The sequence below is a fragment of the Arthrobacter sp. V1I9 genome (assembly GCF_030817075.1).
In the GTDB taxonomy this organism is placed as follows: Bacteria; Actinomycetota; Actinomycetes; order Actinomycetales; family Micrococcaceae; genus Arthrobacter.
The window spans coordinates 2,203,996-2,227,793 of record NZ_JAUSYU010000001.1; the positions used below are offsets into that span (position 1 = coordinate 2,203,996).

Genomic DNA, 23,798 nt, shown 5'->3' on the forward strand with positions numbered 1-23,798 from the left:
CAGGGCCTGGTGCACCCGGCACGGAATGCCGGGTGCACTAGGCTGGCCAACAAGGCAGCAATCATCCGCACTAAAGATCAATAAGGAGAACGGGGACGACATGTCTGAATCCGTTAACTTGCCCGCCCTCGGTGAGAGCGTCACCGAAGGAACCGTCACCCGCTGGCTCAAGCAGGTAGGTGACCGGGTAGAGGTGGACGAGCCGCTGCTCGAAGTCTCCACCGACAAAGTAGACACTGAAATCCCCTCTCCTGTCGCCGGCGTGATTGAGGAAATCCTGGTTGCCGAGGACGAGACCGCCGAGGTCGGCGCTCCTTTGGTCCGCATCGGCGATGGCTCCGGCGGCGGCGCACCCGCTGAAGAAGCCCCCGCAGCCGCACCCGCCGAAGAAGCCCCCGCAGCCGCGCCTGCTCCCGCACAGGAAGCACCGGCTCCCACCCAGGAAGCGCCCGCCCAGGAGGCTCCGGCAGCCGGCGGCGAAGCAGGAGAGGGCCATGAAGTGACCCTCCCGGCGCTGGGCGAAAGCGTCACCGAAGGCACCGTCACCCGCTGGCTCAAGGCCGTGGGCGACTCCGTAGAGGTTGACGAGCCGCTCCTGGAAGTCTCCACCGACAAGGTCGACACCGAAATCCCGTCGCCCGTGGCCGGCACCCTTCAGGAAATCCGCGTCAACGAGGACGAAACAGCAGAGGTCGGTTCCGTCCTCGCTGTTATCGGCTCCGGCGCAGCTGCTGCCCCGGCCGAAGCACCGTCCACCGAGGCCCCGGTCCAGGAAGCCCCCAAGGCTGAAGCCCCCGCACCGGCCCCGAAGGCCGCTCCGGCTCAGGCTGCACCGGCCCAGGAAGAGCCCAAGGCAGCACCTGCTCGGCAGGCTGCTGCAGCGCCTGCCGTAACCGAGGCCGCACCGGCCAACGGCGGATCCGAGTCCGGCTACGTCACTCCCCTTGTTCGCAAGCTGGCCAACCAGCACGGCGTGGACATCGCCGCGCTTTCAGGCACCGGTGTGGGCGGACGCATCCGCAAGCAGGACGTCATCGCCGCAGCTGAAGCCAAGGCCGCACCCGCCGCAGCCCCGGCAGCAGCGCCTGCCGCATCAGCCCCGGCCGCGTCCAACGCCGCTGTTTCCTCGCTGCGCGGCACTACGCAGAAGGCTCCGCGCATCCGCCAGGTCATCGCCCGCCGCATGCGCGAATCCCTCGAGGTTTCAACGCAGCTCACGCAGGTCCACGAAGTGGACATGACCAAGGTCGCCAAGCTGCGCCTCAAGGCCAAGAACTCGTTCCAGGCCCAGAACGGCGTCAAGCTCACCTTCCTGCCGTTCATCGCCAAGGCAGTTGCCGAAGCCCTCAAGCAGCACCCGAAGCTCAACGCTGCGTACGACGAGGACAAGCAGGAGATCACGTACCACAACGCTGAGCACCTGGCGATCGCTGTCGACACCGACAAGGGCCTGCTGGTCCCGGTCATCTCCGACGCCGGAAACCTGAACCTGGCCGGACTGGCCGGCAAGATCGCCGACGTTGCAGGGCGCACCCGCGACGGAAAGATCGGCCCGGACGAGCTGTCCGGTGGAACCTTCAGCATCACCAACATCGGTTCGGTCGGGGCCCTGTTCGACACCCCGATCATCAACCAGCCGCAGGTGGGCATCCTCGGCACCGGCGCCATCGTCAAGCGCGCAGTGGTTGTTGCTGACGAGAACGGTGACGACTCGATCGCCATCCGCTCCATGATGTACCTGTCCCTGACGTACGACCACCGCCTGGTGGACGGCGCCGACGCCGGCCGGTTCCTCCAGACCTTGAAGGCACGCCTTGAAGAAGGCGCCTTCGAAGCGGACCTGGGGCTGTAACAGGCTGAAACGCGCGACGGCGGTGCAGGCAGCGGTGGGAGACCACCGCAGGGCCTGCCCCGCCGTCGGCGTTTAACAGCCCGGGTGGGTCGACGAATCACCGGGGATCCCCAACTACTACAAGCTGTAGAAACTCTGGCTACACTGGTCCCATGAACATCGTTTATAACATCGTGGTTTTCCTGCACATCGTTGGCGCCGCCATGATTGTCGGCATCTGGATCGGCCAGATGAAAAAGCCCACCGTCCACCCCCGCCAGTTCGACGGCGCCATGCTCCAGCTCCTCACCGGCGTCGCCCTGATGGGACTGATCCCGGCCCTTGACATGGACGCCAACTACGCGAAGCTGGGCATCAAGTTCGTCATCGCCCTCGCCGTCGGCGTGCTGGCCTTCATCGGCCGCCGGAAGTACAAGAACGGCGAAGACATCAGCAAGGGCCTGGCGCACAGCGTAGGCGGGCTCGCGCTCCTGAACATCGCCATCGCCACCATCTGGCAGTAGCTGCCTACACGCTGAGGCCACGACGACGGCGACGCTCCCTTTCAGCGGGGGCGTCGCCGTCGTCATCTCATTCCCCGGTCATAATTCACCAGAAGCGGACAGCTGGTGCACGCCCGGGTCGATATCCCTAGGATGGGAAACGGCGGGGCCGGGCATTAGCCTTCCCCGGTTCGAATCAATTTAAGGAGTGGTTATGGCAGCAACACGCACCGCGCACACAGTATGGAACGGCGACCTGATGTCGGGTTCCGGAAACACCACCCTGGACAGCTCGGGCCTGGGCACCTACGAGGTCACCTGGAAGGCCCGCACCGAGGCCTCGGGCGGCAAGACCAGCCCTGAAGAACTGATCGCCGCCGCCCACTCGGCCTGCTTCTCCATGGCCTTCAGCCACGCCCTGGCGCAGGCCGGGCACGCGCCGGAGGAAGTCAACACAAAGGCCGACGTCACCTTTGTGCCGGGCACCGGCATCACCGGCAGCCACCTGACCATGTCCGCCAGGATCCCGGGAATCTCCGAAGACGAGTTCCAGAAGATCGCTGCCGAGGCCAAGGTGGGCTGCCCCGTATCCGGCGCCCTTGCCAGCATCGACATCACCCTGGAAGCCACGCTGCAGTCCTAGCCTGCTTGCAGGATGCAGAAAAAGGCCCTGCCGTACCGGAATGTTCCGGTACGGCAGGGCCTTTTGCGGCGTTACACCCGTTTGGCTGCCTGCCGGGGCGGCAGCGGCGCGGGACGCAACCGGCGGTAGCCTTCGCGTACCGGCGGGCGGTCCGTGGGAAGCTCCTGAATCATCTCCTTCAGCGCCCCGATGCCGTATTCGAGCTGCGGATCCCGTCCCGCTGCGTAAGCGTGCGGCGGATAGGTGACCTCGATGTCCGGGTCCACGCCGTAGTTCTCAACGCTCCAGCCCACACCGCCGCCGAACCACGTTGCGTACCGCGGCTGGGTGACACCCGTGCCGTCAGCCAGGGCAAACCTGTTGTCGATGCCCACCACGCCGCCCCAGGTGCGTGTTCCGATGACCGGACCGATGCCCCGCAGCTTGGACACCTGGGTGATGATGTCGCCGTCGGATCCGGCGAACTCATCGGCCAGGATGATGACCGGCCCGCGCGGGGCGTGGTGCGGATACGTCCGGGGTTTCTCAGCCCGCGGCATGCTCCAGCCGGTGACCTTGCGGCCGATCAGCTCGGCCACCAGCTGTGAGGTGTGCCCTCCGCGGTTCCGCCGCACGTCCACGATGAGGCCGTCCAGCGCCGTTTCAGTGTCCAGGTCGCGGTGGAGCTGGGCCCAGCCATTCGCCATCATGTCCGGGATGTGCAGGTAGCCGAAGGTACCGCCGGAGGCCTCCCGGACGGTCCGCCGGTTGGAGGCAACCCATTCCTGGTACCGCAGGCGCTCCTCGTCCTTGACGGGTACGACGGCGACCCGCCGCTGCCTGCCTGCGCTTTCGCCATGCGCTGCGCCGTTGAGGAGAGTCAGCTCCACTGCCCGGCCTGCCGCCCCCACCAGCTGCATCGCAGGGGTTACGGTGCTGGAGAGCGGGACGCCGTCGATGGCGAGCATGATGTCTCCGGCCCTGGCGCCCACGCCCGGCCGGGTCAGGGGCGACGTTGCCAGGGGGTCCGAGGACTCGCCGGCAAGGATCCGGGTGATCTCCCAGCCCGCCGGCGTGTGGGCAAGGTCAGCGCCGAGCCGGCCCTGGCCATGGCTTCCGTTCTCCGTGACAGGTGCCGGCCGCACGTAGGCGTGGGAGGTTCCCAGTTCGCCGTGCAGTTCCCACAGCAGGTCCACCAGGTCGTCATGGGTACCCAGCCGGTCCACCAGTGGACGGTAGCGCTTGTAAACGGACTCCCAGTCCTGCCCTGCCATGTCTTCAGTCCAGAAGAAGTCGCGCTGCAGCCGCCATGCCTCGTCGAAGGCCTGGCCCCACACGCTGAGCGGGTCCATCATCACCCGGATCCGGCCAAGGTCCACCTTGACCAGCTCGCCTGAGTCCTCGTCGGCCTTTTTGTCCGCGGGTACAACGCTGACCTGCTTGTCGGAAATCAGCACCACCTTGGTGAGGTCACCGGAAAGCCGGAAGCTGTCCAGGGATTCCACCAGGGTGGACTGCTTCCGCCGGGCAAGGTCGAAGCGGGCAAGGCTGGGACGGGCATCCTTCTCGTCCCGGCTGGCTTTGCCGTCACCGGTGACGCCGGCCAATGCCCAGTCGAGCCACAACAGTGCGCCTTCCGCCGCCTTGAGCGACGTGTAGTTGCCCTGTGGCACGGGAACGCCAATGACGCGGTGGGCGAGCCCCTCCGGGTCCACCTTGACCTCCGCCACAGCAGCAGTCTCCTGCTTCGATTCCCCGTCTTCGTCGCCTGCCCCGTCCTTCCCTGCGTCCGAATCCACGGAAGGACCAAAGGGCGACGGCGTGTCAGCGGCCAGTGCCACGAGGTACGGCTTGATGGGGCTCGGGAAGGAAAGGTCAAAGGAGTGACCGTCGTACACGGGGTCAAAGCTGCGGTTGGAAAGGAACGCCAGGAACTTGCCGTCCGGGGTAAAGGCCGGGGAGGTATCGCAGAAGCGGCCATCGGTGACATCCACCGGGCCGGCTTCGGGCTCCGTTACCTTTGCCAGCCGGAGCCGGCTGCGGGAACCGAAGGACGTTACCGGTTCCGACCAGACCAGCCATTGCGAATCCGCCGACCAGGCCAGATCCGAGACGGTGCCTTCACCGATGCTGGCAACCAGTGTCAGTTCCCCGGTCCGGGTGTTGGCCGCATAAACCTCGCCGAAGGACGTGCCCAGTGCGAGCCAGCCGCCGTCCGGGCTTGCCTCCAGCGAGCTGGTGCGGGTGGGGCGGGGGAAGCCGATACGCGTTGCTGCGGCCGGAACCGCTGCCCCGGCGGCTGAGGGTGCGTTTTCCGGGGCGACGTCAGCCTGCTGGTCATCCCTCACTGCGGAAGCCTGACCGGCTCCTGCCAGGACCGCAGCCCCGGCGGCCGGAACGGGCTGCGGCAAGGCTGCCGCGGCCTCGTCCTTGCCGGGCGCTGACGCTGTAGCTTCGCCGCCCGGCTCCCCGGCAGTCGGCAAGGATGCCATGAGGGTGCCCGCGTCCGCTGTGCCGGGCACCGGGGCGGCGACGTCCTTGATGTACAGCGCCTCAACGCCGTCGTGGTCCGCCACATAGGCCAGCCGCCCGTTGCCGAGGGGCCTGGGAAGGCGGGCACGGACACCCGGCGTTGCTTCGATAATGCGCGAAGGGCCGTCCTTGTGCCGCAGCCAGTGGATGGTGCCGTGCGCTTCGACGGCGCTGGCCGCTCCAGCGCCGTCCGGAACCGCGGCGCCAAGATGCCGGGTGGTGTTGAGCAGGGCCGGGCGCCTTGACTGGGAGGCCGATCCCAGGCTGATGTCCAGCCGCTCCGGGTCAGAGTTCAGGTGGGCAAGGACCCAGAGCTCACCCGCAGATTCGAAGATGATGCGTTTGCCGTCCGTGCTGGCATGCCGGACGTAGAAGTCCTCATGGTCCGTATGCCTGCGCCTGTCCCTGCCGTTCGGGAGGACCGAGTAAACGTTGCCGTAGCCCTCATGGTCGGACAGGAATGCGATCCGGCCGTCCACCCACATGGGGTCAGCGAGGTTGCCGTCGAGGTCCGGCAACAGCCGCTCAAATTCCCCGTTGCCGTCGTTGTCCAGCCACAGTTTCCCTGCGGTTCCTCCACGGTAGCGCTTCCACCAGGCGGGTTCGCGGGAAAGCACGCTGCCCACCACTACCGGGCGCTCATCACCCACTTCGGGGCCGAAGGCAACCGACTCCACCGGCCCGAAGGGAAGTTCCTCGGCCCAGCCGCCCTCCAACGGGACACTGTAGGCGTGGGTATGCCGGCTTTCAGCCTGGCGGAAGGCGCTGGTGACCACCACTGAGCCTTTCGCGGTAAAGCCTTTTACCCTGGTGGTGCCGTGGCCAAAGTACGTGAGCTGCCGGTAGTCGCCGCCGTCCACCGCTGCAGATACAACTTCCGGCGCCGTTCCCTGCACCACCGTCCACACCAGCCGTCGTCCGTCCGGGGTGAAGCGGGGATTTCGGGCGGGCAGCTGGAGGGAGGAAACACGCCAGGCGCGGCCTCCGCCCAGGGGCGCAATCCATACGTCGTCCTCGGCCACAAAAGTGACCAGATCGCCGTGCAGGTGCGGGTAACGGAAGTAGCTGGAAGAGGTCATCGTTTGATCATAGTCAACCCCCACTTCGCTCTGTTGGAGGTGCCGCCGCCGCGCCCGCCGTGGTGTGATGGACCCCATGCGCATAGTCATAGCCGGCGCCTCCGGGCTGATCGGGACCCACATGTCGGCAACCTTCCGCCGTGCCGGCCACGAGGTTGTTTCCCTGGTCAGGCGGGAGCCGGCGTCGGCGGCGGAAGTACGGTGGGACCCTGCCGCCGGCCAACTGGACCCGACAGCGCTCACTGCAGCCGACGCCGTCGTTAATCTGTCCGGAGCCGGCATCGGGGACAGGCCATGGACGCGCAGGCGCGTCGAGGAGCTCTTCAGCTCTCGGGTGGACTCCACCCGCACGCTCACGCAGGCCATGCATCAGCTCGATTCTCCGCCCCCTGTTTTCATCAGCCAGTCCGGCTCCGGGTACTACGGCGACGCCGGCAACACGGTACTTCGGGAAAATGCGCCGCAGGGAGCGGGAACACTCGCCCGTATCTGCGGGGAGTGGGAGGCAGCAGCCGCGGCAGCTCCCCCCGGTGTACGGGTGGTGGTGACGCGCACCGGTGTGGTCCTCAGCCGTTCCGGCGGCGCCCTGGGCAGGCTGCTCCCCCTGATCCGGCTGGGTGTTGGTGGCCCCTTTGGCAACGGCCGCCAGTACTGGCCGTGGGTAACCCTGCCGGATGTATCTGCAGCTTTCCTCTTCCTGCTGGAGTCCCCGCTGAGCGGAGCGGTCAACCTCTGCGCCCCCGAGGACGCCGACGTGAACGCCGTGGTGGCTGCTTTGGCCCAGGCCCTGCACCGACCGGCCGTGCTGCGCGTTCCGGCGCCGGTACTGCGCCTGGTGATGCGCGATCTGGCCGACGAACTGCTGCTCGCCAGCCAGCGCATGGAGCCCGCGCGCCTGTCGTCTGCCGGTTTTAGATGGCAGCATCCATCACTCGCCCAGGCCGCGGAGTGGGTGGCCGGCAAGGGGTAGGAGCCGCTCCTTCTTGGGACCAGCCCTCGGGCCCGGCCCGGCCTCAGGTGCCGGGAAGGATTTCGCTGACCCGCCACCTGCCGTCGACCGAGACCAGCACCAGGCGGAGCCGCTGCCCGCCGGCAGCTGTTCCGGTTGCAACCACAGCGCCCTGGTCATCCTTCTCCTCATAACCGGACGAGGCTGAGGTAACAGCAACCACGGCGCGGGCCCCGGCCCTGGCCTCCTCCGTCTGCACGTGTGACAGAGTGGCGGAGAATCCGGAGAGGGTGTGGCCGGATTCCCGCAGCCGCCCGCCGATCCCGAGATCAGCTGCCGCCGCACCAGAACCCTGCTGGTTCACCTCATCAAGGAGTTCCAGCTTTCCAGTGCTGAAGGCCAGCGACCTCAACCGTGCGATGCCCTGGACGGCCACGGCAGGATCGGGAGATGCCGCCTGCTGCCTCGCAGCCTCTACCGCATCGGCCTGCCGGGCAGTTCCGCCAGGAGGGGCTTCGGTGACCGGGGCGGTGGCTGGGCCGGCAACTGAAGACCCGGACGGCAAACCCGGTCCGGTGGCCGTGCCCGCAGCACCCGACAGCCACCAGGCGGCAGCAACTGCAGCTGCAGCTGCGCAGGCAAGAACGCCTTTCCGCAGCTGCCGGTCACCCCGCGGCTGGGCGTGCCGCCCCCGCCGGTGGTCCTCCTGGTGGGCTGCAGGCATGACCATTTTCGACCCAGGAAAAGGCAGCTTTCCCGGGGCAACTAACGACCCCAACCATTTCGACGTCGTCAGCCGGCGCCGCAGCCCACGGACTCTCTCGCCGAGCCCGCTGCGGGGAGTCGGCGGCGCGTGCAGGCGGGTCACCAGTTCCGGCAGGACTGTGGGATGGACCGCCGGCGCCAGGTCCAGCGGCAGGGGTGACGCGCTCCGGTAGACGGCTGCAGCCAGGGAAGCCGCGGTGGGCCGAAGCCGCCGGTCCTCGTTCAGCCCGGACTCCAGGGCGGCGGCCAATTCCCTGGGGACGTCAGGAAGCAGGATGGACAGCGGCGGCCGGTCCGCAGTGCGCTGTGGAGGCACACCGGTGAGGCAGAACCAGCCCAGAGCCGCAACCGAATAGACGTCCCGTTCAGGTTGAAGGCCTGCCCGCACTGCGTCCACGGGCGCCGGATCCATAAACCCGGGTGTGCCTGTATTGGCTCCCGAGGCCGGGTCCCCCAGCATCCGGGCGATGCCGACGTCGGACAGCATCGGTCTGCCCTGGCCGGTGAACAGGACGTTGCCCGGTGAAACGTCGGAGTGGGTGAATCCTTTGCCGTGCAGGTACGCCAGGACCTGGGAGATGGGTGTCAGCACCGTCACCGTTTCCCCCACGCTGAGGTTTCCCCGGGCAGCTATCAGGCCTGCAAGGGACCCGCCCGGTGCGTAGTCCATGATCAACGCGGCGCGGCTTGCCGCGCCGCTGGCCAATGCCACAGTGTCGTGCGCTTTGATGAGATGCGGATGATCGAGGACGGACAGGATGCGGATCTCGCGTCGAATGCCTTCTGCACTCATCACTGCTCCCCGCGACGACCTGCGCGCGGCCGGGCGGAAGCACTTCAGGGCAAACTCCCGGCCGCTCCGTTCCTCCGTGACCAGCCATACCGACGAGCTGCCGCCGTGGCCCAGCAACCGCCCAACGGCATAACCGGAGACCGTCAACCCCTGCAAATCTTCCATGACCTATGTCTAGTCGAATCCGGCTGTGCGTGCAGAAGTTATCCACAGGGTCGGAGGCGGCCCGGACGAGCTCCGGACCGCACGGTGAGCTTAAGCACTAAACCGGGCGCGTGGCGGCCCAAGGTCTAAGCTGGATCTCATGACTCTTGAGTTTTCACAGCTGGGTCTTGCCCCGGATTTCGTCGACTACACCCGCGGCTGGGCCATCCAGAGCGAACTCCACGACAACGTCGTCGCCGGACAGGCCCCGAGCACAGTCCTCCTCCTCGAACACTCCCCGGTCTACACGGCCGGTAAACGGACCGAAGACCACGAGCGGCCTTTTGACGGCACGCCGGTGGTTCCGGTGGACCGTGGCGGCAAGCTTACCTGGCACGGACCCGGCCAGCTCGTGGGGTACCCCATCATCAAGCTGAAGAACCGGGCAGGGATCCGCGACTACGTCGAACGCCTCGAGTCGGTCATCATCAACGTCCTTGCCGACTACGGTATCCAGGCCGTGCGGATCACCGGCCGGGCGGGAGTCTGGATTGCAGCGGACGCAAAAGGCCCGGACCGGAAGATTGCCGCCATTGGCATCCGGGTCCACGAAGGCGTCACCATGCACGGGTTCGCCATCAACTGCAACAACGATCTCGCGCCGTACACCCAGATCATTGCCTGCGGAATTACCGATGCAGGCGTAACAACAATCGCCCAGGAAACCGGTTATGACGTCGCCCCGGCTGACCTCGTTTCCAGAATCACCGAAGAACTGCACAAGAATGCAGAGCGCCCTGGTCGCTACCCCCGAAGGAGCTCTACTGTGACACTGGCACCTGAAGGCCGGAAGCTTTTGCGCGTTGAACAGCGCAACTCTGCTGTCCCGGTGGAGCGCAAGCCGGAGTGGATCAAGGCCAAGGTCCAGATGGGCCCGGAGTTCGTCCAGCTCAAGAACCTGGTGAAAAAGGAAGGCCTGCACACGGTGTGTGAGGAGGCCGGCTGCCCCAACATCTTCGAGTGCTGGGAGGACAAGGAAGCCACGTTCCTGATCGGCGGCTCCGAGTGCACCCGCCGGTGTGATTTCTGCCAGATCGACACCGGCAAACCGTCCCCGGTGGACCGGTTCGAACCCACCAAGGTGGCCCGGTCCGTGCAGTCCATGCAGCTGCGCTACGCCACCGTCACCGGCGTGGCCCGCGATGACCTCGAGGACGAGGGCGTGTGGCTGTACGCCGAGACGGTCCGCAAGATCCACGAGCTGAACCCCGGCACCGGCGTGGAGCTGCTGATCCCGGACTTCTCCGGCAAACCCGAACACATCAAGGCGATCTGCGACTCCAAACCCGAGGTGTTCGCGCACAACGTCGAAACCGTGCCCAGGATTTTCAAGCGGATCCGGCCCGCGTTCCGCTACGAACGGTCCCTGGACGTCATCACCCAGGGCCGGAACCTGGGCATGGTCACCAAGTCCAACCTGATCCTGGGCATGGGCGAAACCCGCGAGGAAATCTCCGAAGCCCTCAAGGACCTGCACGAGGCCGGCTGTGACCTGATCACCATCACCCAGTACCTCCGCCCCTCCGAACGGCACCTGCCGGTGGACCGGTGGGTCAAGCCGCAGGAATTCGTGGACCTCCAGAACGAGGCCACCGAGCTCGGCTTCCTCGGCGTCATGAGTGGCCCGCTGGTCCGCTCCTCCTACCGCGCAGGCCGGCTCTGGGCCACCGCGATGCGGAAGAAGGGCTGGGAAATCCCCGCCGAACTCGCCCACATCGAGTCCTCCGGCACCACCCGCCAGGAAGCCAGCTCACTGCTCGCGGCACACTCCTGACTGAAAAAAGCTGCATCCCCGAAGGGCCGGCACCGGAGAACTCCGGTGCCGGCCCTTCGCTTTTGGTCACGTAGAATTGAGGCACTATGGCGAAATCCCCTGATTCCAGCAACCCCACTCCGGCGGGCTCAAGCGCAGTCAAGCGTGGCCTCTTCTCCCGCAAGCCGAAAGAAGCAAAGGCCAAGAAGCCCAGCCGGCTTAAGCAGATCGGCGAGGTCTTCAACATGACCCGCCGCCACGACCCCATGGTTCCGTGGCTTATGCTGCTGGTTTTCCTCGGCGTTGTGGCTGTCAGCTTCCTGGTGGGCTTCTGGCTTGAAAACTGGATCACGGGCCTGATCATCGGCATCCCGCTGGGTCTTTTGGGCGCCACGCTGATTCTCTCCCGCCGTGCCGAACGCGCGGCCTTCGCCCAAATAGAAAACCAGCCCGGCGCTTCCGGCGCCGCCCTGGGAACGCTGCGGCGCGGCTGGATCACCGAGGAACAGCCCGTCGCCGTGAATCCCCGCACGCAGGACGCCGTGTTCCGCGCCATTGGGCGTCCCGGCGTCGTGCTGGTCAGCGAAGGACCCACGCACCGGGTAAAGCCGCTGCTGGACGCCGAGCGAAAGCGCCTGGCACGCATCCTGCCCAACGTCACCGTGCACGTCATTGAAAGCGGCCGAGGCGAGGGCCAGGTCCCCATCAGCCAGGTGGCCAAAAAGATGGGCAAGATGAAGAAGGAACTGACCAAGCTTGAGGTGAATGCCGTATCCAAGCGGATCGCCTCACTGGGCAACAAGCTCCCCATCCCCAAGGGCATCGACCCCTACAAAGCCCGCCCCAACCGCGGACGCTAGAGCAAACGCCCCGGTTTCCGGCCTCTTGCCGGGACCGGGGCTTTTCTATGGCCAATGCTGCCCACCGACTACAGGACAGGACAAAGTGGAACAGGACAAGCTGCAACAGGACCAGATGGAATCTCCCGTGAGGAACGCAGTCCTCCGCGCCTTCCGGATTCTCGCGATCGCAGAAGCGTTCAGCTGGGCGGCGCTGCTGGCGGGCATGTACTTCAAGTGGATTGCGGGCACCACGGAGATTGGCGTTCAGGTGGCAGGACCCATCCACGGCGCCCTCTTTGTGGGTTACGGGATCGCCGCGCTTGCACTTTGGCGGCTTCAGCGCTGGCCCTTCGTGGTGGCCCTGTTCGCCGGCCTTTCCGCCGTCTTCCCGTTTGCCACGCTCTGGTTCGAGCGCTGGGCGGGAAAACGCGGGTACCTTGCGGCGACTACAGCCGGGATCCCGGCAGCCAAGGAAACCAGCCGCGCCTGAGGGCCGGGACTAGCGGCGCAGGAGCAGCGTGTCCATCGCTTTGTCGTGCAGGCCGCGGTGGTCCGGATCGAAGATGACGGCGGGAACCACCAGGCACAGCAGCAACGACCTCACCAGCGCAGCGAGCGGCCCCGGCGCTCCTCCGCCGGCCTTCACCACGTGGATGCCGGCGGCGCGGTGCCCGATGCTGTAGCCGAGCGTGCCCACCAGGAGGATCTGTTCGACGGCGAAGATCGCCAGGGTAGCCCACGAGTCGCCCGCGAAGGCGAAATTGCTGATCAGCAAGGCGACGGCCCAGTCGATCATCAGCGCGATGATCCTGCGGCCGGCCCGCGCAATGGAACCGGGTCCGGACTCCGGCAACCCCAGCCTCTCACCGGGATACTTCGAAATGCCCGAGGTGTCGGGGCCGGTGAGCCAGGAGCCAATATCTTTGCGATCTACCACCGTCCAAGTTTACCGGGTTCGGTTCGCCCACACTGTGGAAGCAGTTAGACCACAGTCTGGACGGCAGATAGCGTTGCCATAACAGGGCATTCTGTAACCTGCCCGAAACAATGTGGACACGGACGGGAAATGCCGCGTCCATAGGCTGTTAGCAGTTTCAAGCAAATCCCCCGGCAGGTGCTCACAGCAGGGAAACCTTGCGTTTTCCCTGCCTTCGGATTGCGCTGGATCAGATGGCTTTCACGCCAGATATTTACATATGCGTTAGGAGCATAGATGTTCACGACTGCGGACGAAGTCCTCAAGTTCATCAAGGACGAAGATATTAAGTTCGTCGATATCCGCTTCACCGATCTGCCGGGTGTCCAGCAGCACTTCAATGTGCCGGCCAAGAGCGTTGACGCCGACTTCTTCATCAACGGCCAGCTTTTCGACGGATCCTCCATCCGCGGCTTCCAGGGCATTGCCGAATCCGACATGCAGCTGATTCCTGACGTCACCACCGCGTTCCTGGACACCTTCCGCATGGAGAAGACCCTCGCGCTGAACTTCTCCATCGTCAACCCCCGTACGGGCGATCCGTACCACCGCGATCCCCGCGGCGTGGCTGAGAAGGCAGAAGCCTACCTCGCCTCCACCGGCATCGCAGACACCGCCTTCTTCGCTCCCGAAGCAGAGTTTTTCGTGTTCGACAACGTCCAGTACCAGTCCTCCCCGCAGGGCAGCTTCTACAAGATCGATTCCGAGGAAGCACACTGGAACACCGGCCGCGAGGAAGAGGGCGGAAACCTCGGTTACAAGACCCCCGTCAAGGGCGGTTACTTCCCGGTCTCCCCCACCGACAAGCAGGCCGACCTGCGCGACGCCATGTGTGTCGCCCTGGACGAAGCCGGCCTCGAGGTCGAGCGCAGCCACCACGAAGTTGGCTCCGCCGGCCAGGCAGAGATCAACTACAAGTTCACCACCCTGACCCACGCTGCCGATGACCTGCAGAAGTTCAAGTACGTCATCAAGAACACGGCAGACGCCTGGGGCAAGTCAGTGACCTTCATGCCGAAGCCGGTCTTCGGTGACAACGGCTCGGGCATGCACTGCCACCAGTCGCTGTGGAGCAACGGTGAGCCGCTGTTCTACGACGAGAAGGGCTACGCCGGCCTGTCCGACACCGCCCGCTGGTACATCGGCGGCCTGCTGAAGCACGCCGACGCCGTCCTGGCATTCACCAACCCGACGGTGAACTCCTACCGCCGCCTGGTCAAGGGCTTCGAAGCTCCGGTCAACATGGTTTACTCGCAGGGCAACCGCTCCGCCGGTATCCGTATCCCCATCACGGGCACCAACCCCAAGGCAAAGCGCATCGAGTTCCGCGCGCCGGACCCCTCCTCCAACCCGTACCTGGCATTCGCTGCCCAGCTGATGGCCGGCATCGACGGCATCCGCAACCGCATCGAACCGCCGGCACCGATCGACAAGGACCTCTACGAACTCCCCGCCGAGGAAGCCAAGGACATCCCCAAGGCTCCGGGCACCCTCGAGGAGGCCCTGGACGCCCTGGCCGCGGACAACGAGTTCCTGCAGGCCGGCGGCGTCTTCACCCAGGACCTCATCGACACCTGGATCGAGTACAAGTACGAGAACGAGATCCGTCCCCTGTCGCTGCGTCCGAACCCCTACGAGTTCGAGCTCTACTACGGCGTCTAGCCGGACCACGCGGCTGCTGCGGCATTAGTCCGAACACAGCCCGCTCGCAACGAATCGCAACAAGGGCCGGTCCCCTCGGGGGCCGGCCCTTGTTGTCTCCACAAGTTGGACTAAAAATTCAGCCAGCGCCACCAGCGTGACTGCTCCGGTTCCGGAGTCGGTTCCGGCTCCGGCTCCTCACCCAAGGCCAGCGCGGCCTCGACGATGTCGTCCGCGGTGAGCGTCATGACGGCCTCACGATCGAGCGCGTCGAGAGCTTGTTCCCCGTCAAGCGAGAGCCGCAGCGCCTGGCGGTTGAGCGCCTGTTCGAACAGCGTGCGGGCGAACCGGGCGTTGCCGGAGTCCTCGCCGGCGTGGAGCCCGGTGAAGATGCGGCGCAGCATCTGTTCCGCACCCGGCTCCAGCGTGTACTCGTGCTGGGCCAGCATCTGGTGGAAGATCGTCTGGAGTGCGTCGACGGAGTAGTCGGGGAACGTGATCTCACGGGCGAACCGGGAGCGCAGCCCGGGGTTCGAGAGCAGGAAGGACTCCATCAGCCGCGGGTACCCGGCCACGATCACGACCAGGCGGTGGCGGTGGTCCTCCATCCGTTTGAGCAGGACCTCGATCGCCTCGGGGCCGAAGTCCGTCCGGCCGTCCTCCGGGGCCAGCGCGTAGGCCTCGTCGATGAACAGGACGCCGTCCAGCGCACGCCGGATCACCCGGTCCGTCTTGATGGCCGTCGCGCCGACGTACTGCCCCACCAGGCCCGAACGGTCGACCTCGACCAAGTGGCCTTTCTGCAGCAGACCGACCGCGCGGTACATCTCGGCCAGGAGCCGCGCCACGGTGGTCTTGCCCGTGCCCGGGTTACCGAGGAACACCAGATGCTGTGAGGTGGCCACCTCAGGCAGACCGTGCGTCTTACGGCGGGCCTGGACCTGGAGCAGTGCGACGAGGGCCCGCACCTGTTCCTTCACGGTCTCCAGTCCGACCAGCGCGTCGAGCTCGGCCTGCACCTCGGACAGCGGCCGGGCCGGCCCGGGCCTCGCTCCGATGAGATCCCCAACCAGGTCGTCGACGCGTTCCGAACCGGGCAGCTTGAGCTGATCGGCCAGATGGCCGATGGTTTCGCGCAGGTCGTCGAGCGGATTGCGGCTGGCAGCCATGCATCCACTGTAATACCGATACCCGAACGAGGTGGGGCTCAGCTCACAGTTCGCAATCGGGGCCGGCGGCCCTACGCGCGGCTGACAGAGTCACCGGCTGGCGCAGGTGGGGACCCAGCTCCAGACGTGCTGAGACCGGGAGCCGGATCCCCTGACGAATGTCCCCCGAGACGAAGACTTCGGAAGCCTTCCCCCCAACAAGGTTTGAAGAACACCGCCAATCCACATAATCAAGCAATCTGCCGCCAAGCGCAACGCCGGGCTGCTTTATTATGGCGCTGATGTCCGGCCAAAGCCCCGAAACATGATTCGTTGGGGTCCTGCCGGGCTGCCGCAATATTGCCCGCGGTCCTCAAAGCCCGCGCGGCGGTAGGTGGCCAATCCTGCCGGGTTCGCTTGGTTGACGGAAAGGACGACGCCGGTCTCCCCAGTTCCCTGCCGGACGCTGAGTTTTTCCGCAGCCGCCACGGCGGCGGCAGCACCCAGCGGACCGAGGCCTTTGCCCTGTTGCCGGCGGTCGATCAGGAATCCCCGCAGCAGCCACGCGGAATCGTCGTCCGGCCAGCCCGCCAGCCGGGCTGCCCCGGCCTGTAAGGTGAGGAGTCCCACGGCCAGGCCGAAGGACTCGATGACGTATGGGCGGCGCGACTCCTCGGCCAGCCCCGCTAAGGCCATCCTCAGCGGGTCGCCAACGAACTGCTCCTGGCCCGGCCCAAGTTCCAGCTCCGCCACTGCGCCGAGCTGGATGGCGCGTGCGTCGTCGTCGAGGTCCCTCAGCGAAATCAACCAGACGCTGGGGTCCACCCCGCTCAGGACTGCGCGCTGGCGGAATCGTCACCGGCGGTGGACTCAGCCGGCGGACCGGCGGGATCCATCCATGTCACTTCCCAGAGGTGGCCGTCCGGGTCCTGAAAGCTGTGGTTGTACATAAATCCGTAATCCTGGGGGTCCTCAGAAGCGGACCCGCCGGAGGCCAGCGCGGTCCTGACGGCCTCATCCACTGCCTCCCGGCTGTCCACGGAGTAGGCGATGATCGCTTCCGCAGACTCCCGGCTGTCCGCTACATTCTTGGACGTGAAGGTCTTGAAAAAGGTCTCCACCAGGAGCATGACAAAGGCGTTCTCATTGATGATCATGCATGTGGCGTTCTCATCCGTATAGTCCGGATTGAAGGAAAAACCCAAGGCCGTGAAGAAGTCCACGGAGCGTTTCAGGTCCTTGACGGGCAGGTTGAAAAAGATTTGGGTAGCCATTGGCTCAAATTAGCACCATGCCCCGACGGGTGTCAGCCACTTCCAGCAAACGCTGCCTGGCTGCCGGCTAGTGGCCGTAGAAAACCCGTTCGAAAACGGCGCGGGCCCGGCGGCTGACCCGGAGATAGTCCTCTTCCAGCACCGCGGCATTGCCGGGCTCATAGCCGCACCACCGCGCCACCGCTTCCAGGTCGCGCCTGGAGGACGGAAGCAGGTCCGAGGCCTTGCCGCTCCAGATGACATTGGCAGACCTGATCCGGCTGGCAAGGCGCCAGGCAGCCGCGAGCAGGTCTGCATCCTCCTTGGCAAGCAGGCCGGTTTGGGTTGCGGCTTCGAGCGCCGCGATGGTGGACGTGGTCCGCAGCTCCCTGTGTTTGCCGGCGTGTTCAAGCTGCAAAAGCTGGACCAGCCATTCGACGTCGCTGAGCCCCCCGCGCCCCAGCTTGAGATGCCTGGCCGGATCAGCACCGCGCGGCAGGCGCTCAGATTCAACCCTCGCCTTGACCCGCCTGATTTCGCGGACGTCCTGGGCGGAAACGGACTCCGGATACCGGATGGGATTGATGAGTTCCATGAAGTCCGCGGCCAGGGCGTCGTCGCCCGCCATCGGCCGGGCACGCAGCAGTGCCTGCGCCTCCCAGATGAGGGACCAGCGCCGGTAGTACTCGGCGAAGGAGTCGAGGGAGCGCACCATCGCTCCGTTCTTGCCCTCCGGGCGCAGGTCGGCGTCCACCTGCAGCACCCGTTCCGCCATGATGGCCGGTTTCAGCGGCTGGGTCAGGAGGTTGGAGACCTTGGCGACGATCCGCGAGGCCTGCTCCTGCGCCTCCTCCTCGGAGAATCCCGGCAGCGCCCGGTGGACGTACATCACGTCCGCATCGGATCCGTATCCGATTTCGCGCCCGCCCTGCCGGCCCATGGCAACCACCAGGACAGCGGTCTTCAGGGGCCCCTTGGCTGACACAACGCCTTCGGCAACACGCAAAGCGCCGAGGACGGCCGCGCGGTCAGTGTCCGCCAGCGCCGCCCCCACCTCGTCCTGGTTCAGCAGCCCGGCAGAATCGGCGATCGCGATCCGGAGGGTTTCCCGCCGCCGGATCAGGCGGATCAGCCGCATGGCGCTCTCCGGGTCCGAATGGCGGGACATCTTGGCGGTGATTTCCTGCCACTGGGCCTCGAAGGTGACCGGGACGAGGTCCTTGTCGTGGCCGAGCCAGGCCACCGATTCAGGGGAGACTTCCAGCAGATCCGCAATCAGCCGCGAGTTTGCGAGCACGTGGCACAGCCGCTCCGCCGCGGCCTTGGAGTCACGGAGCATACCCAGGTACCAGTGGGTGGTGCCCAAAGCCTCACTGACCCGGCGGAAGGCGAGAAGGCCGCCGTCGGGGTCCACTCCTTCAGCGAGCCAGTCAAGCAGGATGGGCAGCAGCTGCCGTTGCAGGGCCGCGCGGCGGCTAACACCGGCGGTGAGGGCCTCGATGTGGCGCATGGCGCCCTTCGGATCCAGATACCCGAGGGCCGCGAGCCGGCCCTCGGCAGCTTCGGGCGTAAGCCTGGCGTCCTCACTGCTGAGTTTGGCTGCGGTGTTGAGCAGGGGCCGGTAGAAGATGCGCTCGTGCAGCTCACGCACCGAACGCTTGGTCTTTTGCCAGGCGGCCAGCAAAGCGTCGGGGTGCGGGCGCTCGTTGGAAAACGGTCCCAGCACAGCCTTGGCCAGGGCACGGAGCGCAGGCTCCCCCACCGGCATCAGGTGTGTCCGGCGCAGCTGGAAGAGCTGGATGCGGTGCTCCAGCAGCCGCAGGTACCGGTATGCATTGTCGAAGGCTGCGGCATCCGAGCGCCCGATATAGCCGCCTGCGGAGAGCGCTGCAATGGCCGAAGTGGTGTCCCGCCGCCGCAACGTCTCGTCAGACTTGCCATGGACCAGCTGGAGCAGCTGCACCGTAAACTCGACGTCGCGGAGACCGCCCCGGCCCAGCTTGATCTGCCGCTGTTCTTCCGCCTGCGGGATGTGCTCCGTGACCCTCCGGCGCATGGCCTGCACAGACTCAACGAACCCGTCCCGGCTTGCTGAACTCCAGATCAGCGGCGCAATGGCGTCCTCGTACTGTTGGCCAAGGGCAACATCGCCGGCGATGGTGCGGGCCTTCAGCAGTGCCTGGAACTCCCAGCTTTCAGCCCATCGCGCGTAGTAGGTCTGGTGGGACGCCAGGGTGCGCACCAGCGGCCCGGACTTCCCTTCCGGCCGGAGGTTCGCGTCCACTTCCCACAGCCCTGGTTCCCGGGCAACAGAGGAGATGGCCCGGGATATTCCGCTGGCCAGTGCTGTGCCGATGGTGCTGGCCTGCGCATCATCAAGGCTGCCCGCTTCCGCCACGTAGATGACGTCGACGTCGGAAATGTAGTTCAGCTCCCGCGCTCCGCATTTGCCCATGCCGATGACCGCCAGGCCGACGTCCGCCACCTCTGAGGCGCTGTACTGGCTGGCCGCCTCCGCGCGCGAGACGGCGAGGGCAGCCTCGATCGCGGCGCCCGCCAGGTCCGCGAGTTCCCCTCCCGCCATGGGCAGGAAGTCCAGCGGGTCAGCGGCGCAGAGGTCCTTGACCGCAAGGTCCACCACGCCCCTGCGGTAAGCCGTCCGAAGTGCTGCGTAGGCCTCCGTTCCGGTGACAGCGGCAACGGGCCGGGCAGCACGCGGGTCAGCACCTACGGACGAAAGGAGGGAAGCCCGCAACTCCGCTGGATCCGCCTGCAGCGGCTCCGGGCTGGGCCGGACACTGAAGGCGTCGAGGTGTTCTGGGTGGCGGATGAGGAACTCCCCCAGCGCCTCCGATGCCCCCAGCACCCGGTAGAGTGCTTCGCTCCTTTCGGGATCAGCGCCCGCCAGCTGCCGGAGATCCGGATGCTTTTCAATCAGCCGCACCAGGGACTGGAGGGCTGTGTCCGGGCTGGCTGCCATCTGCAGCCCTGCGAAGAGCCGGTCTTCGTCCAGTCCCTCGAGCTCGCGGGCAGCCAGGAACCGTTCGGCCTTCTCCAGGTCACTGAAGCCGGCCGAAATCAGGCGCCGTGCGAGGCTCACCACCACCTCCTAGAGGATGGCCAGGTTGCGCTGCAGCTCGTAGGGCGTCACCTGGAGCCGGTAGTCCTGCCACTCGGCGCGCTTGTTCCGGAGGAAGTGTTCGAAGACCTGCTCGCCCAGGATCTGCGGCATGAGTTCGGAGTCTTCCATGGTGCGGATGGCGTCATGGAGGCTGGCGGGAAGGGGGTCGTGCCCCATGGCACGGCGCTCCGCGGAACTGAGCGACCAGACATCGTCCTCTGCGGCTGCGGGAAGGTCATAGCCGCCTTCGATGCCCTTCAGGCCGGCGCCCAGCAGGACGGCGTAGGCCAGGTACGGGTTTGCAGCGGAATCGATGCCGCGGTACTCGATCCGCGCCGACTGGCCCTTGCCGGGCTTGTAGAGGGGAACCCGGACCAGTGCTGAGCGGTTGTTGTGTCCCCAACTCAGGTAGCTGGGGGCTTCGCCGCCGCCCCACAGCCGCTTGTAGGAGTTCACGAACTGGTTTGTCACGGCAGTGAATTCGGGTGCGTGCTTGAGGATGCCGGCAATGAACTGGCGGGCGGTTTTGGACAGCTGGAACTCCGCACCGGCCTCGTAGAAAGCGTTGGTGTCGCCCTCGAAAAGGGAGAAGTGGGTGTGCATGCCGGACCCGGGGTGCGCTGTAAAGGGCTTGGGCATGAACGTGGCGTATGTGCCCTGCTGGAGCGCAACTTCCTTGATGATGGTCCGGAACGTCATGATGTTGTCCGCCGTCTGGAGGGCATCCGCGTAGCGCAGATCAATCTCGTTCTGCCCCGGGCCGGCTTCATGGTGGCTGAACTCCACCGAGATGCCCACCGATTCCAGCATGGTCACGGCCGTGCGGCGGAAATCCTGGGCCACGCCGCCCGGGACGTGGTCGAAGTAGCCGCCTTCATCTACGGGCACCGGCGCGCCGTCCGGCCCGGGCTCCTGGGACTTGAGCAGGTAGAACTCGATTTCCGGGTGGGTGTAGCAGGTAAAGCCCATGTCTGCGGCTTTGGCGAGGGTGCGCTTGAGGACGTTGCGGGGATCGGCCGCGGAAGGTTCACCGTCAGGGGTGAGGATGTCGCAGAACATGCGGGACGTCTGCTCGGTTTCGCCGCGCCACGGCAGGATCTGGAAGGTGGACGGGTCCGGCTGCGCGAGCATGTCGGACTCAAACACACGCGCGAGTCCTTCAATGGCTGAACCGTCGAAACCGAGGCCTTCCTCGAACGCGCCCTCCACTTCCGCAGGCGCCAGCGCCACGGACTTGAGTGAACCCACGACGTCGGTGAACCACAGGCGCACGAAACGTACGTCGCGCTCTTCGATGGTGCGCAGGACAAACTCTTGCTGGCGGTCCATAAATGGCCTCTTCTCCGGTCAACGTCCATGCCCCGGTCCGCAGAATGCCGGCAGCAGTTCACAAACACTGTACTAAGCAATTGGCGCCGGTGCTGGAGCCTGCAGGCCGCGTAACACAGCGTTAACACTAACGTCGGGGAATGGCGACGGTGGCAGCCGTGGCCCGGGCCGTTGTCGGGCTCCCCGCTTATGACGCGAATCACCTGGGTGGGAGACGCCGCCGGTAGCTAGGACCGCGGATGCCGCACTACGCTCGTGCCATGGCCTCCAGCAGCAGCTCCGACGCAAGCATGTCCGCCGACGTCCCCGCCCCCTATGGCAGCGGGCCCGGGATGGGCGTTCCGCCGGCCGCGGAGCGGAAGCCGGCCAAGGTGCGCCTCCACCACCTGCAGCAGGCCAAGAACGAGGGCACCAAATTCGCGATGCTCACCGCGTACGAGCAGTACACGGCGGAAATCTTCGACGCCGCCGGCATCGAGGTGCTCCTGGTGGGCGACTCCGCGTCCAACAATGTCTTCGGCAACGAGACCAGCCTTCCGGTCACCGTGGAGGAACTGCTGCCCCTGTGCCGGGCAGTTGCCCGCTCTGCCAGGCGCGCCCTCGTTGTGGCGGACCTGCCGTTCGGAAGCTACGAGGTTTCCGCCGAGCAGGCCGTAGCCACGGGCGTGCGGTTCCTGAAGGAAGGATTGGCGCACGCCGTCAAGATCGAGGGCGGTAAATACTACGCGCCGACTGTCCGGGCCATGGTGCAGGCAGGCATTCCCGTGATGGCCCACATCGGCTTCACGCCGCAAAGTGAACACGCGCTGGGCGGCTACCGCGTCCAGGGCCGCGGCGATGACGCGCAGCGTTTGATTGACGATGCCGTGGCGCTGGCGGATGCCGGCGCCTTCACCGTGTTGATGGAGATGGTCCCCGCGGAGACGGCGGCGGCAGTGGATAAGGCCGTCATGGTTCCTACCATCGGCATCGGCGCCGGTAAGGAAACCACGGGCCAGGTGCTGGTGTGGCAGGACATGGCCGGGCTGCGGGGCGGCAGGATGGCCAAGTTCGTGAAGCAGTACGCGGACCTGCGGACCACGCTCCTGGATGCAGCCGCCGCCTACGGCGAGGATGTCAGGTCCGGCCAGTTCCCCGGGCCCGAGCACACCTTCTAGCCGGGTACGGACCCGGGCAGGCCGGTACTTCGCCGGCCTGCTCCGCATGTCCAGTCAGTCGTCGTCGTCCTTTTCCCAGACTTCATTGCGCGCGCGGACTTTCTCCAGGGCGTGCTCGGCCTCTTGCCGCGTCTTGTAGGGCCCGATCAGCTGGCTCCAGTCGGAGAGCCGGTCCTCCTCCACCTCGTGGGTCTTGATGTTGTACCAGTACTCAGCCATCGCTGTTCCCCTTCCGCCGGGCAGGGAACCTGCGGCGTGACGCGCGTAACTTAAATCCTCACGCGGGACAGACCTGGCTCCCGGTTGTTAGGCCTTCTGTGGTGCCTTATATGATCAATCTATGCCTTCCCTTGCCTCGACTGCACCCATCGGCACCCTTACACCGGGAACCGTGGGCCCGCAGCGCCCCGTTCCGGCGTCCATCGCCCGCCCCGAGTATGTCGGCAGGCCGGCACCTGCCAAGTTCACCGGCTCCGAGGTCAAGTCCGCCGAGACCATCGAGAAGATCCGCGTGGCCGCAAAAATCGCCGCGCAGGCCATCGTGGAAGTCGGGAAGCACATCGAGCCGGGCGTCACCACCGACCAGCTGGACAAGGTGGGCCACGAGTTCCTCCTTGACCATCACGCGTACCCCTCCACCCTCGGATACCGGGGATTCCCCAAGTCCTTGTGCTCGTCGCTCAACGAGGTCATCTGCCACGGCATCCCGGACACCACGGTGGTCAATGACGGGGACATCCTCAACATCGACATCACGGCCTACATCGACGGCGTCCACGGTGACACCAACTACACGTTCCTGGTAGGAAATGTAGACGAGGAATCCCGCCTGCTTGTGGAACGGACGCAGGAATCCCTCAACCGGGCCATCAAGGCCGTTGCGCCGGGCCGTGAGATCAACGTGATCGGCCGCGCCATCCAGTCGTACGCCAAGCGCTTTGGCTATGGCGTGGTCCGGGACTTCACTGGCCACGGCGTAGGTGAAGCCTTCCACACCGGGCTCATCATCCCGCATTACGACGCCGCCCCCGCCTACAGCACAGTGATCGAACCCGGCATGGTGTTCACCATTGAACCGATGCTGACCCTCGGCACGGTCGAGTGGGACATGTGGGCGGACGACTGGACCGTCGTCACCCGCGACCGCAAACGCACCGCCCAGTTTGAGCACACCCTGCTGGTCACCGAGTCCGGCGCGGAAATCCTCACCCTGCCCTGACCCGGCCGCCCGACGGAAGCGGAACACCACCTGTCAACGGCCAGCCGCTGACCCAGCAACCACCCCGGGGCCGGCTGCCCG

The 23,798-nt window shown here is 66.0% G+C and carries 19 protein-coding genes and 1 pseudogene; 11 read left to right on the top strand and 9 right to left on the bottom strand.

Annotated features, from left to right (window positions below):
• The first annotated feature begins 100 nt into the window (after positions 1-100).
• The 3 genes from sucB to QFZ70_RS10465 all read left to right on the top strand — a co-directional run bounded on the left by sucB (position 101) and on the right by QFZ70_RS10465 (position 2,977).
• On the top strand, positions 101-1,852 hold the full coding sequence (gene sucB / locus QFZ70_RS10455) for a 2-oxoglutarate dehydrogenase, E2 component, dihydrolipoamide succinyltransferase (protein ID WP_307095419.1): 1,752 nt from the start codon (positions 101-103) through the stop codon (positions 1,850-1,852).
• Positions 1,853-2,004: 152 nt separating this feature from the next.
• Positions 2,005-2,355, top strand: a complete 351-nt coding sequence (locus tag QFZ70_RS10460; protein ID WP_307095422.1) for a hypothetical protein — start codon at positions 2,005-2,007, stop codon at positions 2,353-2,355.
• 193 nt (positions 2,356-2,548) lie between these two features.
• Complete coding sequence (locus QFZ70_RS10465) at positions 2,549-2,977, top strand: OsmC family protein (RefSeq protein WP_307095424.1); 429 nt, start codon at positions 2,549-2,551, stop codon at positions 2,975-2,977.
• A gap of 71 nt (positions 2,978-3,048) precedes the next feature.
• Here the strand turns inward: QFZ70_RS10465 and QFZ70_RS10470 are convergent, their stop codons facing one another.
• The gene (locus tag QFZ70_RS10470; protein WP_307095426.1) at positions 3,049-6,567 is read right to left on the bottom strand and encodes a S41 family peptidase; all 3,519 of its coding nucleotides are present in this window, start codon (positions 6,565-6,567) and stop codon (positions 3,049-3,051) included.
• Between the two features lie 76 nt (positions 6,568-6,643).
• Here QFZ70_RS10470 and QFZ70_RS10475 point away from each other — a divergent pair, with 76 nt between their 5' ends.
• Positions 6,644-7,537 carry a TIGR01777 family oxidoreductase gene (locus QFZ70_RS10475; protein WP_307095427.1) on the top strand — a complete coding sequence of 298 codons (894 nt, stop codon included), beginning with the start codon at positions 6,644-6,646 and terminating at the stop codon, positions 7,535-7,537.
• Between the two features lie 43 nt (positions 7,538-7,580).
• Here QFZ70_RS10475 and QFZ70_RS10480 read toward each other — a convergent pair whose 3' ends face one another.
• Positions 7,581-9,239 (bottom strand): serine/threonine-protein kinase, encoded by a 1,659-nt coding sequence (locus tag QFZ70_RS10480; RefSeq protein WP_307095428.1) that lies wholly within the window; start codon positions 9,237-9,239, stop codon positions 7,581-7,583.
• 139 nt (positions 9,240-9,378) lie between these two features.
• On the opposite strand from QFZ70_RS10480, the pseudogene lipB reads away from it, so the two are divergent.
• From lipB to QFZ70_RS10500, 4 genes and pseudogenes are all read left to right on the top strand, one after another.
• A pseudogene (gene lipB / locus QFZ70_RS10485) lies at positions 9,379-9,999 on the top strand (lipoyl(octanoyl) transferase LipB); the annotation flags it as partial.
• A gap of 45 nt (positions 10,000-10,044) precedes the next feature.
• Complete coding sequence (lipA, locus tag QFZ70_RS10490; RefSeq protein WP_307097852.1) at positions 10,045-11,052, top strand: lipoyl synthase; 1,008 nt, start codon at positions 10,045-10,047, stop codon at positions 11,050-11,052.
• 86 nt (positions 11,053-11,138) lie between these two features.
• Positions 11,139-11,891 (top strand): DUF4191 domain-containing protein, encoded by a 753-nt coding sequence (locus QFZ70_RS10495; RefSeq protein ID WP_307095429.1) that lies wholly within the window; start codon positions 11,139-11,141, stop codon positions 11,889-11,891.
• A gap of 115 nt (positions 11,892-12,006) precedes the next feature.
• On the top strand, positions 12,007-12,363 hold the full coding sequence (locus QFZ70_RS10500) for a DUF3817 domain-containing protein (RefSeq protein WP_307097853.1): 357 nt from the start codon (positions 12,007-12,009) through the stop codon (positions 12,361-12,363).
• A gap of 9 nt (positions 12,364-12,372) precedes the next feature.
• Here QFZ70_RS10500 and QFZ70_RS10505 read toward each other — a convergent pair whose 3' ends face one another.
• The gene (locus QFZ70_RS10505; RefSeq protein WP_307095431.1) at positions 12,373-12,810 is read right to left on the bottom strand and encodes an RDD family protein; all 438 of its coding nucleotides are present in this window, start codon (positions 12,808-12,810) and stop codon (positions 12,373-12,375) included.
• A gap of 276 nt (positions 12,811-13,086) precedes the next feature.
• On the opposite strand from QFZ70_RS10505, the gene glnA (QFZ70_RS10510) reads away from it, so the two are divergent.
• Complete coding sequence (gene glnA / locus QFZ70_RS10510; RefSeq protein ID WP_104045328.1) at positions 13,087-14,511, top strand: type I glutamate--ammonia ligase; 1,425 nt, start codon at positions 13,087-13,089, stop codon at positions 14,509-14,511.
• Between the two features lie 110 nt (positions 14,512-14,621).
• On the opposite strand, the gene QFZ70_RS10515 is transcribed toward glnA (QFZ70_RS10510), so the two are convergent.
• The 5 genes from QFZ70_RS10515 to glnA (QFZ70_RS10535) all read right to left on the bottom strand — a co-directional run bounded on the left by QFZ70_RS10515 (position 14,622) and on the right by glnA (QFZ70_RS10535) (position 21,341).
• Positions 14,622-15,659 carry an AAA family ATPase gene (locus QFZ70_RS10515; protein WP_307095433.1) on the bottom strand — a complete coding sequence of 346 codons (1,038 nt, stop codon included), beginning with the start codon at positions 15,657-15,659 and terminating at the stop codon, positions 14,622-14,624.
• A gap of 270 nt (positions 15,660-15,929) precedes the next feature.
• A complete protein-coding gene (locus QFZ70_RS10520; RefSeq protein WP_307095434.1) occupies positions 15,930-16,463 on the bottom strand; it encodes a GNAT family N-acetyltransferase in 534 nt (177 codons plus the stop codon).
• A 5-nt stretch (positions 16,464-16,468) separates the two neighbouring features.
• Positions 16,469-16,912, bottom strand: a complete 444-nt coding sequence (locus QFZ70_RS10525) for a VOC family protein (protein ID WP_307095435.1) — start codon at positions 16,910-16,912, stop codon at positions 16,469-16,471.
• A gap of 67 nt (positions 16,913-16,979) precedes the next feature.
• A complete protein-coding gene (locus tag QFZ70_RS10530) occupies positions 16,980-19,991 on the bottom strand; it encodes a bifunctional [glutamine synthetase] adenylyltransferase/[glutamine synthetase]-adenylyl-L-tyrosine phosphorylase (RefSeq protein ID WP_307095437.1) in 3,012 nt (1,003 codons plus the stop codon).
• 9 nt (positions 19,992-20,000) lie between these two features.
• Positions 20,001-21,341, bottom strand: coding sequence for a type I glutamate--ammonia ligase (gene glnA, locus QFZ70_RS10535; RefSeq protein ID WP_307095438.1), 1,341 nt, complete (start codon positions 21,339-21,341; stop codon positions 20,001-20,003).
• Positions 21,342-21,601: 260 nt separating this feature from the next.
• Between glnA (QFZ70_RS10535) and panB the strand changes: the two genes are divergently transcribed.
• Complete coding sequence (panB, locus tag QFZ70_RS10540) at positions 21,602-22,498, top strand: 3-methyl-2-oxobutanoate hydroxymethyltransferase (RefSeq protein WP_307095439.1); 897 nt, start codon at positions 21,602-21,604, stop codon at positions 22,496-22,498.
• Positions 22,499-22,552: 54 nt separating this feature from the next.
• Here panB and QFZ70_RS10545 read toward each other — a convergent pair whose 3' ends face one another.
• On the bottom strand, positions 22,553-22,717 hold the full coding sequence (locus tag QFZ70_RS10545; protein WP_146069240.1) for an SPOR domain-containing protein: 165 nt from the start codon (positions 22,715-22,717) through the stop codon (positions 22,553-22,555).
• Positions 22,718-22,838: 121 nt separating this feature from the next.
• Here QFZ70_RS10545 and map point away from each other — a divergent pair, with 121 nt between their 5' ends.
• The gene (map, locus tag QFZ70_RS10550; RefSeq protein WP_307095440.1) at positions 22,839-23,717 is read left to right on the top strand and encodes a type I methionyl aminopeptidase; all 879 of its coding nucleotides are present in this window, start codon (positions 22,839-22,841) and stop codon (positions 23,715-23,717) included.
• Positions 23,718-23,798: the final 81 nt, after the last annotated feature.

What these genes read in the sequence shown, in the direction of transcription:
- sucB (WP_307095419.1), top strand. Translation starts at nt 101, where the DNA reads ATGTCTGAATCCGTTAACTTGCCCGCCCTCGGTGAGAGCGTCACCGAA.
- QFZ70_RS10460 (WP_307095422.1), top strand. Translation starts at nt 2,005, where the DNA reads ATGAACATCGTTTATAACATCGTGGTTTTCCTGCACATCGTTGGCGCC.
- QFZ70_RS10465 (WP_307095424.1), top strand. Translation starts at nt 2,549, where the DNA reads ATGGCAGCAACACGCACCGCGCACACAGTATGGAACGGCGACCTGATG.
- QFZ70_RS10470 (WP_307095426.1), bottom strand. Translation starts at nt 6,567, where the DNA reads ATGACCTCTTCCAGCTACTTCCGTTACCCGCACCTGCACGGCGATCTG.
- QFZ70_RS10475 (WP_307095427.1), top strand. Translation starts at nt 6,644, where the DNA reads ATGCGCATAGTCATAGCCGGCGCCTCCGGGCTGATCGGGACCCACATG.
- QFZ70_RS10480 (WP_307095428.1), bottom strand. Translation starts at nt 9,239, where the DNA reads ATGGAAGATTTGCAGGGGTTGACGGTCTCCGGTTATGCCGTTGGGCGG.
- QFZ70_RS10495 (WP_307095429.1), top strand. Translation starts at nt 11,139, where the DNA reads ATGGCGAAATCCCCTGATTCCAGCAACCCCACTCCGGCGGGCTCAAGC.
- QFZ70_RS10500 (WP_307097853.1), top strand. Translation starts at nt 12,007, where the DNA reads ATGGAATCTCCCGTGAGGAACGCAGTCCTCCGCGCCTTCCGGATTCTC.
- glnA (WP_104045328.1), top strand. Translation starts at nt 13,087, where the DNA reads ATGTTCACGACTGCGGACGAAGTCCTCAAGTTCATCAAGGACGAAGAT.
- QFZ70_RS10515 (WP_307095433.1), bottom strand. Translation starts at nt 15,659, where the DNA reads ATGGCTGCCAGCCGCAATCCGCTCGACGACCTGCGCGAAACCATCGGC.
- QFZ70_RS10525 (WP_307095435.1), bottom strand. Translation starts at nt 16,912, where the DNA reads ATGGCTACCCAAATCTTTTTCAACCTGCCCGTCAAGGACCTGAAACGC.
- glnA (WP_307095438.1), bottom strand. Translation starts at nt 21,341, where the DNA reads ATGGACCGCCAGCAAGAGTTTGTCCTGCGCACCATCGAAGAGCGCGAC.
- panB (WP_307095439.1), top strand. Translation starts at nt 21,602, where the DNA reads ATGGCCTCCAGCAGCAGCTCCGACGCAAGCATGTCCGCCGACGTCCCC.
- QFZ70_RS10545 (WP_146069240.1), bottom strand. Translation starts at nt 22,717, where the DNA reads ATGGCTGAGTACTGGTACAACATCAAGACCCACGAGGTGGAGGAGGAC.
- map (WP_307095440.1), top strand. Translation starts at nt 22,839, where the DNA reads ATGCCTTCCCTTGCCTCGACTGCACCCATCGGCACCCTTACACCGGGA.